Source organism: Thauera sp. WH-2 (genome assembly GCF_048321015.1).
Taxonomy (GTDB): domain Bacteria; phylum Pseudomonadota; class Gammaproteobacteria; order Burkholderiales; family Rhodocyclaceae; genus Thauera.
In genome coordinates this window covers 316,187-331,156 of the sequence record NZ_JBLWFG010000001.1, presented here as the reverse complement: position 1 = coordinate 331,156, position 14,970 = coordinate 316,187, and the positions used below count along the sequence as shown (strand labels likewise).

13 protein-coding genes are annotated in these 14,970 nt (G+C 64.0%); 6 read left to right on the top strand and 7 right to left on the bottom strand.

Going from position 1 to position 14,970, the window contains the following annotated elements:
• Window positions 1-89: 89 nt before the first annotated feature.
• Window positions 90-860, bottom strand: a complete 771-nt coding sequence (locus tag ACNKW1_RS01645; RefSeq protein WP_418362855.1) for a GntR family transcriptional regulator — start codon at window positions 858-860, stop codon at window positions 90-92.
• Window positions 861-1,187: 327 nt separating this feature from the next.
• Between ACNKW1_RS01645 and ACNKW1_RS01640 the strand changes: the two genes are divergently transcribed.
• The 4 genes from ACNKW1_RS01640 to ACNKW1_RS01625 all read left to right on the top strand — a co-directional run bounded on the left by ACNKW1_RS01640 (window position 1,188) and on the right by ACNKW1_RS01625 (window position 5,959).
• A complete protein-coding gene (locus tag ACNKW1_RS01640; RefSeq protein ID WP_418362854.1) occupies window positions 1,188-2,888 on the top strand; it encodes an L-lactate permease in 1,701 nt (566 codons plus the stop codon).
• Between the two features lie 106 nt (window positions 2,889-2,994).
• On the top strand, window positions 2,995-3,828 hold the full coding sequence (locus tag ACNKW1_RS01635) for a (Fe-S)-binding protein (protein ID WP_418362853.1): 834 nt from the start codon (window positions 2,995-2,997) through the stop codon (window positions 3,826-3,828).
• On the top strand, window positions 3,825-5,264 hold the full coding sequence (locus ACNKW1_RS01630) for a LutB/LldF family L-lactate oxidation iron-sulfur protein (protein ID WP_418362852.1): 1,440 nt from the start codon (window positions 3,825-3,827) through the stop codon (window positions 5,262-5,264). Before ACNKW1_RS01635 ends, ACNKW1_RS01630 begins: the two co-directional genes overlap by 4 nt.
• A gap of 23 nt (window positions 5,265-5,287) precedes the next feature.
• Window positions 5,288-5,959, top strand: a complete 672-nt coding sequence (locus ACNKW1_RS01625; protein WP_418362851.1) for a LutC/YkgG family protein — start codon at window positions 5,288-5,290, stop codon at window positions 5,957-5,959.
• Window positions 5,960-6,017: 58 nt separating this feature from the next.
• On the opposite strand, the gene chrA is transcribed toward ACNKW1_RS01625, so the two are convergent.
• From chrA to ACNKW1_RS01605, 4 genes are all read right to left on the bottom strand, one after another.
• Window positions 6,018-7,214, bottom strand: coding sequence for a chromate efflux transporter (chrA, locus tag ACNKW1_RS01620; protein WP_418362850.1), 1,197 nt, complete (start codon window positions 7,212-7,214; stop codon window positions 6,018-6,020).
• Between the two features lie 32 nt (window positions 7,215-7,246).
• Window positions 7,247-7,951, bottom strand: coding sequence for a bifunctional 2-polyprenyl-6-hydroxyphenol methylase/3-demethylubiquinol 3-O-methyltransferase UbiG (gene ubiG / locus ACNKW1_RS01615; protein WP_418362849.1), 705 nt, complete (start codon window positions 7,949-7,951; stop codon window positions 7,247-7,249).
• 103 nt (window positions 7,952-8,054) lie between these two features.
• On the bottom strand, window positions 8,055-8,756 hold the full coding sequence (locus ACNKW1_RS01610) for an OmpA family protein (RefSeq protein ID WP_418362848.1): 702 nt from the start codon (window positions 8,754-8,756) through the stop codon (window positions 8,055-8,057).
• A gap of 99 nt (window positions 8,757-8,855) precedes the next feature.
• Window positions 8,856-10,175, bottom strand: a complete 1,320-nt coding sequence (locus ACNKW1_RS01605; protein WP_418362847.1) for a TRZ/ATZ family hydrolase — start codon at window positions 10,173-10,175, stop codon at window positions 8,856-8,858.
• A 143-nt stretch (window positions 10,176-10,318) separates the two neighbouring features.
• On the opposite strand from ACNKW1_RS01605, the gene ACNKW1_RS01600 reads away from it, so the two are divergent.
• The gene (locus ACNKW1_RS01600) at window positions 10,319-11,683 is read left to right on the top strand and encodes a protein kinase domain-containing protein (protein ID WP_418362846.1); all 1,365 of its coding nucleotides are present in this window, start codon (window positions 10,319-10,321) and stop codon (window positions 11,681-11,683) included.
• A 56-nt stretch (window positions 11,684-11,739) separates the two neighbouring features.
• On the opposite strand, the gene hemH is transcribed toward ACNKW1_RS01600, so the two are convergent.
• Together hemH and hrcA are read right to left on the bottom strand one after the other, a co-directional pair.
• The gene (gene hemH / locus ACNKW1_RS01595; RefSeq protein WP_418362845.1) at window positions 11,740-12,837 is read right to left on the bottom strand and encodes a ferrochelatase; all 1,098 of its coding nucleotides are present in this window, start codon (window positions 12,835-12,837) and stop codon (window positions 11,740-11,742) included.
• A 52-nt stretch (window positions 12,838-12,889) separates the two neighbouring features.
• Window positions 12,890-13,918 carry a heat-inducible transcriptional repressor HrcA gene (gene hrcA / locus ACNKW1_RS01590; protein WP_418362844.1) on the bottom strand — a complete coding sequence of 343 codons (1,029 nt, stop codon included), beginning with the start codon at window positions 13,916-13,918 and terminating at the stop codon, window positions 12,890-12,892.
• Window positions 13,919-14,085: 167 nt separating this feature from the next.
• On the opposite strand from hrcA, the gene ACNKW1_RS01585 reads away from it, so the two are divergent.
• Window positions 14,086-14,967: an NAD kinase gene (locus ACNKW1_RS01585; RefSeq protein WP_418362843.1), complete on the top strand. Its 882-nt coding sequence runs from the start codon at window positions 14,086-14,088 to the stop codon at window positions 14,965-14,967.
• The last annotated feature ends 3 nt before the right edge of the window (window positions 14,968-14,970 follow it).

Sequence of the window (14,970 nt, the reverse complement as noted above, 5' to 3'; positions counted from 1 at the left end):
TCCGGACGAGCCGTGGCTTGACAGGGGCACCGGCACGGATCCGGATGCCGCTCGGTAGCATGGGCGGGATCTGAATGGACCCGCAGCGCTCAGGCGGGCTCGCGGCGGCGCTTGGCGCGCTCGATCCTCTTCGCCTCGTCGAGGGTGTCGACGAGGACCTCCTGTACGTAATCGAGGTGTTCCGAGGCCTTGCGCCGCGCGTCGTCGGCCCGGCCGTCGACGATTGCGCGGTACAGGGCCTCGTGCTGCGCGAGCAGCCTGTCGCGGACCACGCTACCGAGCGGCAGCATGCCGCCGATGTTCGTCACCACATTGTGTTCGAGCAGATCGAACAGACTGCGGATGGTGTGCAACAGCACGGCATTGTGGCTCGCCTCGGCGATTGCGAGATGGAAAAGGGCGTCGGTCCGGCCTTCCTCGCTGCGGCTGACGCGCCCCTGCTGCAGGTAGCAATCCTGCACGCGTTCGAAAGCGGCCTTCAGACGCTGACGGTCGAGGTCCGTGGCGCGTAGGGCCGCGTAGTAGGCGCAGGCCCCCTCCAATGTGTGGCGGAACTCGATGAGGTCGCGCTGGGCTTCCGGATTGTTCTCCAGCAGCTCGAGCATCGGGTCGCGGAAGGACGAACCCAAGGAGTCGCTGACGAAGGTTCCACCTCCATGACGGCTGATCAGTAGGCCGCGTGCGACAAGCTTCTGGATCGCCTCTCGGAGCGATGGACGTGAGACGCCGAAGTCCTCGGCCAGCGCACGCTCGGCGGGCAGGCGCTCGCCCGGGCGCAGGCTGCCTTCGAGGATCAGGGTTTCGATACGCTCCACGATGTCGTCAGAGAGTCTTCTTTGTTGCAAGGGGGTGGCTTTCATCAGGGGGTTCCGTGGAGGACTGCGTTCGTGCGGGGAGACGAAAACTGCTGCCGAATCTAGCGGCGCAGGGGGAGGAGGGCAAGTGCCGTCTTGCGTGCGGGCGAGGTGTACTGGATACGAGTTATGTGGCTATCGGAAAAGTTGATGAATTCCATTGACAGCTTCCGGTCGCTCCCCTAGTCTAGGTCACAACGTGGTGAAGTGGTAAGACCACTATCTATTTTCCAGTAGGACTTCTGAGGGGAAGGGGGAGAGTAAATGCGATTTTTTGTCACGATAGTCTTCGATGCGGACGCTGGCTGCCGCACGGTTGTGGGGGGGTGAGGGATGCAGCCCGGAACCCTTGCCCTGCTGGCGTTCTCGCCCATCCTGCTTGCGGCGATCCTGCTTGTCGGGCTGCGCTGGCCCGCAAAGCGGGCGATGCCTTTCGTCTATGTCGTCACCGCGTTGATCGCGCTCTTCGCCTGGGACATGAGCATCAATCGCGTGCTGGCTTCGACCCTCCAGGGGCTCGTGATCACGGTGGGCGTGCTGTGGATCATCTTCGGCGCCATCCTGCTGCTGAATACGCTCAAGTACTCCGGCGGCATTACCGCGATCCGGTCGGGCTTCGCCACGATCAGCCCTGATCGCCGCATCCAGGCCATCATCATCGCCTGGCTGTTCGGCTGCTTCATCGAGGGGGCGTCGGGATTCGGCACGCCAGCGGCGATCGCCGCACCGCTGTTGGTGGCGATCGGCTTTCCGGCGCTGGCGGCAGTGCTGCTGGGCATGCTGGTGCAGAGCACGCCGGTGTCGTTCGGTGCGGTGGGTACGCCAATCATCATCGGCGTGAATAGCGGGCTCGATACGGCGACCATCGGCGCCGAACTTTCTGCCAGGGGCTCGAGCTGGGAGGTGTTCCTGCAGCTCATCACCAGCAACGTGGCGATCATCCATGCGCTGGTCGGCACGGTGATGCCGTTGATCATGGCGATGATGCTGACCCGTTTCTTCGGGCGTGAGAAGAGCTGGAAGGCTGGCCTGGAGGTGCTGCCGTTCGCGCTCTTCGCCGGTGTTGCGTTCACCGTGCCGTATGCATTCACCGGTGTTTTCCTCGGGCCCGAATTCCCGTCCCTGCTGGGGGGGCTCGTCGGTCTGGCGATCGTCACCACGGCCGCGCGTGCGGGTTTCCTCGTGCCGAAGAAGGCGTGGGATTTCGCCGATGCAAAGGAGTGGCCGAGTGAATGGATGGGCAGTGTCGAGATGAAGCTCGATGCGCTGCCGAAACACCGCGAGATCGGCGTAATCCGCGCCTGGCTCCCGTACGTGCTGGTGGGAGCGCTGCTGGTGTTGAGTCGTGTGTTCCCGGAGGTTGGAAGTGCGCTCAAGGCGGTGGTGCTCAATTTCCCCAATCTGCTTGGCGAGAAGGGCGTGAGTGCGAATTTTCAGCCGCTCTACCTGCCTGGCGGGATCCTGGTGGCAGTGGTGTTGATCACCGTGTTCCTGCACGGCATGCATGCACGCTCGCTGGTGAAGGCGGTGGGCGAGTCCTCGCGGGTGCTGCTTGGCGCCGGATTCGTGCTGCTGTTCACCGTGCCGATGGTGCGCATCCTGATCAACTCCGGCGTCAATGCGGCAGATCTTCCGAGCATGCCGATCGCGATGGCGCAGTGGGTGGCCGACAGTGTCGGCAACGTCTATCCCCTGCTGGCACCCTCGGTCGGTGCGCTCGGTGCCTTCATCGCCGGCTCGAATACGGTGAGCAACATGATGCTGAGCCAGTTCCAGTTCGGGGTTGCGAACACGCTGGGTATTTCGGGGGCGCTGATCGTGGCGGTACAGGCGATCGGTGCTGCGGCCGGCAACATGGTGGCGATCCACAACGTGGTTGCGGCCTCCGCGACCGTGGGGCTGCTCGGCCGGGAGGGGGCAATCCTGCGCAAGACGTTCTGGCCGACCGTGTACTACGTGCTGATGACCGGCGCGATCGCGATGATCGCGATCTACGCGCTGGGTGTCAGCGACCCGCTGCTCGCTGCGGGGTGAAGGTGACGGGAGGCGGAATGGCCTCCCGCCATCAGTGTTTCCGGCAGTCGCGGCGACGCTGCGACTGCTTCACAATCAAGGGCATCGTTTTCTGGAGCCGAAGCGAATGAGCCATCCGTCCTCCGTACCTGCCAACGCGACGCGTGTGGCGCCTCCGCTCGAAGCTGCGCGCAGCTATCCCGCCAAACCGTCGGATGTGTATCTGTTCGGCACCTGCGTGATCGATGTGTTCTTTCCCGGTGCAGGGATGGACGCCATCCGCCTGCTTGAGCGCGAGGGTATCAAGGTGCATTTCCCGCAGGGCCAGAGCTGCTGTGGCCAACCCGCGTACACCTCGGGCTATACCGACGAGGCGCGTGAGGTCGCGCGGGCGCAACTCGCACTGTTCGGTGGTGACTGGCCGGTGGTGATCCCGTCCGGTTCCTGTGCCGGCATGTTCCGTCATCACTACTTTGAACTGTTCAAGGACGAGCCGCAGACGTTGAGACAGGTCGAGTCGCTTGCCGCACGGACCTACGAGCTGGCCGAGTTCCTGCTTGAAGTGTGCAAGGTCGAGTTCGAACACAACGGTGCGCCGGTCAAGGTGGCGCTGCACACCTCCTGTTCGGCGCGGCGCGAGATGAATACGCATGTGCATGGTCGGGCGCTGCTGGCACAGCTCCCGGGTGTCGAGCGGGTCGATCATGACCACGAAAGCGAATGCTGTGGATTCGGTGGAAGCTTCAGCGTGCGCATGCCCGACATCTCCGGCGCGATGGTCAAGGACAAGACGGCCGCGTTGAAAGGCTCGGGCGCGGCCGAGGTGGTCAGCGCCGATTGCGGCTGTCTGCTGAATATCAACGGTTGCTTCGAAAAGCAGGGCGATGCGCTGCGCGGCGAGCATTTGGCGAGCTTCCTGCTGCGCCGTACTGCGTCTGCGCGCAAGGGAGGTGCAACATGAACGGCCTGGCCGATACCCCCGCGATGCCGATCGCCTTCAAGCGCAACGCGCGCGAGGCGCTCGCCGATCCGCAACTGCGGCGCAACTTCCGGGGCGCGATGGATTTTCTCATGGACAAGCGTCGCAGCCAGTTCCCCGATGGCGAGGAACTGGAGCGCCTGCGGGCTTTCGGTAACCGGGTGCGGGCGCGGGCGCTGTCGAAGCTTCCGGATCTGCTCGAGCGCCTCGAAGCCAACCTCACCCGTAACGGCGTGCAGGTTCATTGGGCCGAGACGGTCGAGGAGGCGAACGCGATCGTGCACCGTATCGCCGAACGTCATGCGGCGAAGAAGGTGATCAAGGGCAAATCGATGGTGTCCGAGGAAATGGAGATGAACCATTACCTTGGCGAGCGTGGCGTGGACTGCCTCGAATCCGACATGGGCGAGTTCATCGTCCAACTGCGCGAAGAGAAGCCCGCGCACATCATCATGCCGGCGATCCACCTCAATGCGGGGCAGGTCGCTAAGCTGTTCCACGAACGGCTGAACGTCGATTACACCGAAGACGTGGACCGCCTGATCCAGATCGGTCGCGAAACCCTCCGCCGCAACTTCTTCGAGGCCGACATCGGCGTCTCGGGCGTCAACTTCGCCATTGCGGAGACCGGAACCCTGCTGCTGGTCGAGAACGAGGGCAATGGCCGCATGTCGACCACGGTGCCGCCGGTCCATATCGCAGTGACGGGCATCGAGAAGGTGGTCGAGAACCTGCGTGACGTGATCCCGCTGCTTTCGCTGCTGACACGCTCGGCAACCGGACAGGCGATCACGACCTACGTAAACATGATCTCCGGTCCGCGCAAGGCGAACGAACTCGACGGCCCGCAGGAAGTGCATCTGGTGCTGCTCGACAACGGCCGCACCCAGGCCTTCGCAGACGGCGAACTGCGTCAGACGCTCAATTGCATCCGCTGTGGTGCATGCATGAACCACTGCCCGGTCTACACCCGTATCGGAGGCCACGCCTACGGAACCGTGTATCCGGGGCCGATCGGCAAGATCGTCACGCCGCACATGCTTGGCTTGGAGACCACCCGTGACCTGCCTACCGCGTCGTCGATGTGCGGCGCCTGCGGAGAGGTATGCCCGGTCAAGATCCCGATCCCCTCCCTCTTGCGCCGGCTGCGCGAGGAGGCGGTGCGCCCGCCGACGGAGGCGCCGCATCACATGCGCGGCCAGGGCGCCAAGTACTCGAAGAGGGAGACGATGATCTGGAAGGCCTGGCGTACGCTCAACACTTCGCCTGCGCTGTACCGGGCAGCGATGTACGCCGGAACGCGGATGAGGGGGCTGATGCCGGCCAGCATCGGCCCATGGACCGAGCACCGCAGCGCGCCGAAGCTTGCGCCGCGCACCCTTCACGAACTCGCCCGTGAGCATCTTGGCGACCAATGAGCGATCTGGGGAGCATGGACGCAATGAATGCAAAGCAACGGATACTGGGCAAGCTGCGCGGTAGCCTTCAGGGTACGACGCCGGTTGCCGATGATTACGATATCGACCTGCTTACGGAGCCGTGGCGGTACAGCGACGAAGCCCGCATACCACGCCTTCGGCAGATGCTCGAGGCGGTCCATGGCGAAACACAGTTGAGCACCCGCGCCGGGTGGCCTGCGCGGGTGGTCGAGGCGCTCGTGGCGCGGGGAATCGGCGAGTTGCTTGTTTCGCCCGCCACCGCCCACGGGCGGCAGCTCGCCGAACACCTTGCGTCGAGTCCGTGCGCGATTCGTCTGAAGGCCTACGATCGACCGGTGGAAGAGTGGAAAGACGAACTCTTCTTCCATACCCCGGCCAGCTTGACGGGAACGCTCGGCGGGATCGCCGCGACCGGCAGCCTTGTGCTCTGGCCGACGCCTGAGGAGCCGCGACTGATGAGTCTGGTGCCGCCCTTTCATATCGCGCTGCTGAACGCGAGCGAGGTGCGGGACAACTTCCACGACTTCATGCACGAGCACAACTGGGCCGCGGGACTGCCGACCAACGCATTGCTGGTGTCGGGGCCTTCAAAAACCGCCGATATTCAGCAAACGCTTGCCTATGGCGCACATGGGCCAAAGGAGTTGCTGGTCCTGATCCTTGAGGACGCCTGAGCGTTCGGGCCATGGGATGCGGTTGCAAGAGGGATCAGCGATCGCGGCCGCCTCGCGTTCAGGTGGCCCACGCCTGCAGCAGCCCGCCGAGCAGTGCAGTGAGCACAACGACCGCCCAGGGCGGTGCCTTGAATCGCATCAAGGCGAGCAGGGCGAGTGCGGCGAGCATCAGGTCAGCGGGTGCGTGGATCGCGCTTGTCCATACCGGGTCGTAGAGTGCAGCGAGCAGCAGGCCGACGACCGCAGCGTTGACGCCGATGAGGCTGGCGCGTGCTGCGGTGCTGGAACGTAGCCGGTCCCAGAAGGGCAGGGCACCAAGCACGAGCAGAAAGGCCGGCACGAAGATCGCCACCAGGGCGAGCATGCCGCCCGCCCAGCCGTTGACCGGCCCGTCGGCGGATGCGCCAAGAAAGGCCGCGAAGGTGAAGAGTGGTCCGGGCACCGCCTGTGCAGCGCCATACCCGGCGAGGAAGGTGTCGTTGTCCACCCAGCCGGGCGGGACGACCTCGGCCTGCAGCAAGGGCAGCATGACGTGGCCGCCACCGAATACCAGGGCGCCGCTGCGATAGAACACATCCACCATCGCCAAGGTGGCATTCTCGAACGATGCGGCCAACACGGGCAGGCCTGCGAGAAGCACGGCGAAGCCGAGCAGCAGGCCAAGAGCGACCCTCCGGCTCATCTGCGCGATGGGTGGCGAGTGTGCGGGGTTGGCCTGTCCGGCGAACAAGCGGCGACCGATCAGCGCACCCGCAAGGATGACAGCGATCTGACTCCATGCCGATGGCAAAGCAAGCAGGAACAGCGTGGCGCCAGCCATGAGGAGTTTGTGCGGCACTTGAGGGCAGAGTTTTTGCATCATGCCCCACACCGCTTGTGCGACGACCGCGACCGCCACCACCTTCAGTCCGTGCAGCACGCCGTCCGGCATCGATCCCCAGTGCTGCATGCCGAGTGCAAGCAGGATCATCGCCACCGCAGAGGGGAGCGTGAAACCGAGCCACGCCGCCAGCGCGCCCGGGAGTCCGGCGCGCGCATAGCCGACTCCCATGCCGATCTGGCTGCTCGCAGGGCCCGGCAGGAACTGGCACAGCGCGACGAGGTCTGCATAGCCTCGCTCGGTGAGCCATGCACGCCGGGTTACGAACTCGGCGTGAAAATAGCCCAGATGGGCCACCGGTCCGCCAAAGGATGTGAATCCGAGGCGCAGAAAGGCGAGGAAGATGGTCCTGAATGAATCCTGGGGTTGTGCCATCTACGATCCTGTATCTGCGGTCGGTCGGGCGCTCAACTCAGGCTCTGCGTGTGCACCATGTAGTTCACGTCGGTGTCTGGCCCAAGGCTGTAGACGCGGCTCAGCGGGTTGTAGGCCAGACCGATGATGTCGCGCACCTCAAGCCGGGCTTGGCGACAATGCCGTGTCAGTTCGGAGGGCTTGAGGAACTTCGCGTACTCGTGCGTCCCGGCGGGGAGCAACTTGAGCACGTACTCTGCGCCGATGATCGCGAAGACGTAGGACTTGAGGTTGCGATTGAGCGTGGACAGAAAGACGTGTCCACCAGGCTTCACCAGGGCGGCGCAGGCAGCGATGGTGCTTGCGGGGTTCGGGACGTGCTCCAGCATCTCCATGCAGGTCACCACATCGTAGTGCTGCGGGTCGTCCGCGGCGTGCTGCTCTGCGCTGATCAGCCGGTACTCCACCTTGTGGCCGCTTTCGAACAGGTGCAACCGTGCCACGCTGAGTGCCTTATCCGACAGGTCGATGCCGGTCACCTCAGCGCCGAGCGCAGCCATCCCCTCGGAGAGGATTCCGCCGCCGCAGCCGACATCGAGCACCTTCTTGCCCGCCAGTCCGGCCTTGCCGTCGATCCACCCCAAGCGGAGCGGGTTGATCTCGTGCAGGGGCTTGAACTCGGATGCGGGGTCCCACCATCTGTGGGCGAGTTCGCTGAATTTCTGCAGTTCGGCGGGATCGGCGTTCAGGGTGTTCATGAGGGTCGATGGTCCTTGATGGCGGGACGCCGGGAGCGCGGGACGCCCGGCAGAAATGAAAAAGCCCCGCCGAGGCAGGGCTTTCGCGCATGCGGTTCCGGAATTACTTGGAGCCGATGACTTCCACTTCGACGCGACGATCCGGCTGCAGGCAGGAGATCAGCGCGGCGCGGCCACGGACCTTGTCGCACTGGTTGCCGGTCACCGGCTGGGCTTCGCCCTTGCCTTCGGTGTAGATGCGGTTGGCGTCGACACCCTGCGAGACCAGGTAGGTCTTGACGGCGGCGGCACGGCGCTCGGACAGTCGCTGGTTGTAGGCTTCCGAGCCGATACGGTCGGTGTGGCCGACGGCGAGGATGACTTCCAGCTTCAGGGACTTGGCCTGCGCAGCCAGTTCGTTGAGCTTGGCCTGGCCTTCCGGCTTCAGGGTGGCCTTGTCGAAGTCGAACAGGGCGTCGGCGGCCAGTTTCACCTTGTCGGCGGTGGGCTTCGGAGCCGGGGCAGCAGCAGCAGCGACCGGGGCGGTGCACTTGTCGGCCGGGACGATGTCGGCATCGCACGCGCAGCCGACCGGGAACTCACCGGCCAGGGCGGTCGAAGCGGCAGCCGGGCTCCAGTAGCCGGTGCGCCAGCACAGGCCGGTACCGCTGCGGGCGACCACGTTGCGCGCGTCGATGACGTAAGGGATTTCGCTGGCGCCCGACACGACGACGTCGTTTACCTGCGCAAAGGCGCTCGGAGCGGACAGGCCAATCGAGGCGATGGCGGCCAGCATGAGCATCTGCTTCTTGGTTTGTTTGATCATGGTTTCCTCTTTGATGGGCGAGTCGCCGGTAATGCCATTGAAAGGGATGAAGACAGCCGGACTACCGTCTTCGCGTACGAAAGACTCTGTATATCCACTTCAATTACTGAACCTAGTTTGCCACACCGACGAAAGGCGGAGCAATTCGCTGTCGTTAATATGCAACAGCGCAGCGCCTTTGTCCACGCGGGTTTCACCATTTACCCAGACGTGTGAAACATGCTCGCGACCCGCGACATGGACAAGGTGTGAAACGGGGTCGAAACACGGTTGGCAATCCACTGCACCGAGATCGACTGCGCACAGGTCGGCCAGCTTGCCAACCTCGATCGAGCCGATCCGGTCGGCCATTCCCAGTGCGCTTGCGCCGTCCAGTGTCGCCATGCGCAGTGCGGTCTGAGCAGGGACGACTGTTGGGTCGCGGGAGGCGGCCTTGGCCAGCAAGGCTGCGTGACGCATTTCGTGGAACATGTCGAGGCGGTTGTTGCTTGCGGCGCCGTCCGTACCCAATCCCACGCGCAGGCCTGCAGCGAGCATTCGCGATATATCGGGGATGCCGCTACCGAGCTTCATGTTCGAGGTGGGGCAGTGTGCCACGCTGCAGGCGTGGCGTTGGAGAAGCTCCAGATCGGTCTCGTCGAGATGCACTACGTGAACTGCGATCGTGTTCTGGCCGAGCACCCCCAGCCGCGCCAGACGAGCTAGCGGGCGGCAGCCGTGGGCGGCGAGCGAGTCAGCGATCTCCTGGCTGGTTTCGTGCACATGGATATGAATGGCGAGATCGAGCTCCTCGGCAATGGCCAGCGCACGCGCGAAGCTGGCGTCCGAAACTGTGTACGGTGCATGGGGCGCGACCGAGAACTGAATCAGGGGGTGCGCGGACCAGCGGTCGCGCGCAGCAAGACCTTTGCGCAGGTAGTCGTCGGCGTCGCTCGCGTAAGGGGTGGGGAACTCGAGCATGACCATGCCGACGACCGCGCGCATGCCCATCTCGGCGAAGGCCTCTGCAGCGGCCTCGGGGTGAAAATACATGTCGTTGCAGGTGGTAACGCCACCGCGCAGCATCTCGGCGGCCGCAAGACGCGTGCCGTCGCGGACGAATGCCGGGCTTACGTGGCGGGCCTCGGTGGGCCAGATGGCTTCCTGCAGCCAGCGCATCAGCGGCAGGTCGTCGGCGATGCCGCGCATGAGGTTCATTGCTGCGTGCGCATGAAGATTCACCATGCCGGGGATGAGCAGATGGGTGGGCAGGCTCACCACACGTTCGGCTCGATAGTGGCGGTGCGCTTCGGCCTGAGGCATCACGCCCACGATGCGTCCATCCCGAACGGCCACTGCGTGGTTCTCGAGGACGGTGTCGACGGGTGCGACCGGGGCGATCCAGCGCGTGTTGATGACCAGGTCGGCAGGCTCGTTCAAGTTCTCGTCTCCGTCGGGTAAGGGGGGCGGGCAAGGGTAATGCAGGCCGGGTGCATTACATTGCCTCGTGCAGGCCGCTTCGTGCAAGAATTGCACTGTTTTCCAGCGCTGCGTAGTGGGGCGCCTGCCTCCACGGGATGAAGATGAACGCGACTCCGGACCGGATCGGGAAGTACAGGATCATCAGGGAAATCGGCCGTGGTGCAACGGCGGTGGTCTATCTCGCCGAGTGCGACGATTACCCTACGCCCGTGGCGCTCAAGCATGTGCGCTTCGGCGACCGCGGCCGCGACGAGGCCAAATGGAGCCGGCGCCTGATCAAGCTGCTTCGGGCGGAGCAGGCGGTGTCCGGGCGCCTTGATCACCCGAATATCATCCGTATCTTCGATGCTTCGGTCGATGCCGAGCAGGCATATGTGGTAATGGAGTATTTCCCGGGTGAGTCACTCGAGCGTTATTGCGGGTTCGAGAACCTGCTGCCCATCCATCGCACGATCGCGATCGTGTTCAAGTGTTGCATGGCGCTGGATCACGCCTATCGGCAGGGGGTCGTTCATCGCGACATCAAGCCGGCGAACATCCTGGTGGATGAGCGCGATAATGTAAAAATTACCGACTTCGGTCTGGCGCTCAACATCAACAAGAAGCTCGATACCGACTCCACCTTCATCATGGGGGTCGGTTCACCCGCCTACATGAGCCCGGAACAGATCAAGGGCTACCCGCTCAACCAGAAGACCGATCTCTATTCGCTTGGTGTCGTGCTGTTCCACATGCTCACCGGGCGGCTGCCATTCCGCGCCAGCAATCCGGCGCAGCTCGTCTACAAGATCATCAACGCCGATCCGCCCTCGGTCTCGCAGCTGAACCCGGACGTGCCCGAGCAGATGGACGCGGTGATCCGCAAGGCGCTGGAAAAGGACCTGTACTCGCGTTACCGCAATGGCGCGGAGTTTGCCAAGGATCTGGCAGCGGTTCGCTACCGCATCCTGGACGAGAGCTACGTGCCGCCGGATTCGGCGCGTTTCACTCAGTTGCGCCGCATGGCCTTCTTTACAGAGTTCGAGGATGTGGACCTGTGGGAGGTGCTGCGCATCTGCTCGTGGCGCAAGGTGGAGCAGGAGGTGGCCTTGATGCGCGAAGGTGATACCGACCAGCGGTTCGGTATCGTGCTTGCGGGGCGGGTCGAACTCTCTAGGAACGGCAAGCGGGTCATGGAGCTCGGCCCGGGCGAGGTGTTCGGTGTGCAGGCCTGGCTGGACCAGCTCGAGCATCGTCACATGCTCACGGTCGTGTCGCTCGAGCCGCTGAGCTACCTGGAGGTCAATCCGGCTGCGCTTGCGCTGGCTACCGATGAGGTGCAGGAGCGCTTCAAGCGCCAAGTCGCCACCGCCGTGGTGCGCAGGCTCGCGTCGCTTTCTGCTCAACTTGCCGAGGAGGCGCCCGAGGCTGTGCGGGCGCAGCGATCTGCGCCTGTGAGCCATGACCTGCAACTGCTCGACCCCTGAACGCAATCCTCCTGTGGATCCTCCGCGGGGGAGGGTCGCCTCCCCCGGCACATGCCCTATTGAGCTGCGCCTAGTTTGCGTGCGCGTTCGAGGCTGGTCTTGCGCGCTTCGGGTGTCGAAGGCGCCAGCGCGAGCCAGTTGCCCAGGTGCGCGCACGTGAGCTCGGTGAGTGCCTGCATCCATTCGTGGCGCTCATTCAGGCAGGGGATGTAGTGGAAGGCCTTGCCGCCTTTCTCCAGGAACGCCTCCCTGCACTCCATGCCGATTTCCTCCAGGGTCTCGAGACAGTCCGAGACGAAGCCTGGGCACATCACGTCGACGCGGCCCACCCCCTGTGCCGCGAGCGCCTCGAGCGTGGGCTGCGTGTAGGGTTTGAGCCATTCGGCCTTGCCGAAGCGCGACTGAAAGGTTACCAGCACCTTCTCCGGCGCGAGGCCAAGCCCTTCCGCCACCAGCCGGCCGGTCTTGTGGCATTCGCAATGATAGGGGTCGCCCAGATCGAGCGAGCGCCGCGGCACGCCATGGAAGCTGAGCAACAGGCGATCGGGTTCACCGTTCGCGGCCCAGTGGTCGCGCACGCTCTGCACCAGCGCCGCGATGTAGCCTGGATGGTCGTGGAAGTTGCGTACGAAGCGGACTTCGGGCTGATTGCGCCAGCGTGCCATGCAGCGTCCCACCTCATCCACGACGGTGGCGGAGGTGCTTGCCGAATACTGCGGGTAGAGCGGTAGCACGAGGATGCGGGTGCAGCCGCGTGCGCGCATTGCATTGAGGGTGTCCTCGATCGAGGGCGCTCCATATCGCATCGCATACGCGACGTCGAGTTCCCCGTGGCCGGCTTTCGCGAGATATCCGGCGAGCAGCTTGGTCTGGCGCTCGGTGTGCACCTTCAGGGGGGAGCCTTCATCGGTCCAGATGGTGGCGTATTTTGCGGCCGAGGCCTTGGGGCGGGTGTTGAGGATGATGCCGTTGAGGATCAGCCACCAGATCGGGCGTGGAATCTCTACCACGCGTGGATCGGACAGAAACTGCTTGAGGTAGGGGCGCAGCGCGGCCGCGGTGGGTGCCTCGGGGCTGCCCAGGTTGACGAGCAGCACGCCGGTGCGGGGCGTATCGTCGTGTTTGAAAGGCGGTTCTTTCCAGTAACGGGACATCGGATTCCTTGTCGTTCTTTCGGTTGTCGCGGCCAGTGGTGTGGGTCCGCCCTCAGTTGCGGGCGGACAGCGCGTTGGAGAGCAGGCGGGCGGTGATGTCGACGATCGGGATCACGCGGTCGTAGGCCATGCGTGTTGGGCCGATCACGCCCAGGGAGCCCACGACCTGACCATCCACCTCGTACGGGGCAGTGATGACACTGCAGCCGTCCAGGGGCTCCAGGCCGGATTCGCCACCGATGAAGATCTGAACGCCTTCGGCCCGGTTCGACAGGTCGAGCAGTTGCATCAGGCCGGTACGCTGTTCGAAAAGCTTGAACAGCTCGCGCAGGCGCGACATGTTCGAGGACAGGTCGTCGATATCGAGCAGGTTGGTTTCGCCCGAAATCACGTAATTTGACGCGTTGTCCTCGGCTGCCTGCGCGCCTGCGTCTACCGTTGCGCTCATCAACTCGGTCATGTCGCTGCGCAGCTGTCGGAGTTCATCCTTGAGTCGGATGCGGATCTCGTCGAAGGACAAGCCGGCGTAGTGTTCGTTCAGGTACTGCGTGGTGGCCCCAAGTTCGGCGGAGCTATAGCCGCGGCGGGTGAGGAGCAGACGGTTCTGCACGTCGCCACCGGTGGTGACGATGATGAGCAGGATCCGGTTCTCGGCGAGGCTGATGAACTCGAACTGGCGGATGCGCACCGCTTCCTTGCGCGGCGCGACGACCACCCCCGCGAAGCGTGTGAGATCCGAGAGCAGATGTGAGGCGGAACTGATCAGGCGTTGCGGCTGATCTGGCGGCAGTTGCCCCTTCAGTGCGCGTACACGCTCGCTGCCGAGTGGCTGCACGGTGAGCAGGGTATCCACGAAGAAGCGGTAGCCCCGCGCCGTCGGAATGCGCCCTGCCGAAGTGTGCGGGCTTGCAATGAAGCCCATCTCCTCTAGGTCGCTCATCACATTGCGCACCGTGGCGGGTGACAGCTCCAGTCCGGAAAAGCGCGACAGTGCGCGCGAACCAACCGGCTGCCCATCGGCGATGTAGCGTTCGATCAGGGTCTTGAGCAGGATCTGGGAGCGGGTGTCGATGGAATTCATGGCAGTCGGGAATATAGCCCGGATTCTACGGAAGCGTCCCTTCGCAGGCCAGTTGGCCGGGTTACATTGGCCGGGTTGCGCGATCCGCAAAGCTTCTCTCCTTCGGCTTCTCCGGAACTCTTTGGCGTCATGCCCGAGGGCTGGGCATTGTGGTTTAATCCAGGTCCATGAGCACGAACTTCCGCACGATTGCCCTCATCGGCAAGTACCAGAGTACCGACGTGGCCGAGTCGGTGCTCTCGGTCGCGCGCTATCTGCGTGATCGTGGCCTCACCGTATTGATCGAGCAGGGCACCGCGAGTTCGATCGGTGGCGTGCACGATTTTCCGGTGGCGAGCTACGAATACATCGGTGTGAGCGCTGACCTCGCCGTCGTTGTCGGCGGAGATGGAAGCATGCTGCATAGTGCGCGCCGGCTCGTCGATCATGGCGTACCCCTGGTCGGGGTCAATCTGGGACGGCTGGGTTTTCTGACCGACATCTCGCGCAGCCATGCCAGCGAGCGCCTGGGCGAGATGCTGGACGGCCATTACACGGAAGAGCATCGTTTCATGCTCGATGCCGAGGTGCTGCGGGGTGGAGAACGTGTGTTCCATACGCTCGCGCTCAACGACGTGGTGGTCAACAAGGGCGATCTGGGGCGCATGATCGAATTCGACCTCTCCATCGATGGGGAATTCGTCTACACGCAACGCTCGGACGGCATGATCGTGTCCACGCCGACCGGCTCGACCGCCTACGCGCTCTCCGCCAATGGCCCGATCCTGCACCCGAGTGTGGGCGGAATCGCCCTGGTGCCGCTGTGTCCGCATGCGCTTACGGCGCGTCCGATCACGTTGCCCGACAGTTGCTGCATCGACATCGCCATGCTGCCCCTGCAGGATGCGCGCGTGCATTTCGACGGCCAGACACGCTTCGACCTGCGTGCGGGAGACTGCGTGCGGCTCAAGCGTTCTGTGCACACCCTGCGTCTGCTGCACCCGAAGGGCTACAGCTACTTCGACATGCTGCGCGAGAAGCTTCACTGGAGCGCCGCGCCGCGGAACTGATCC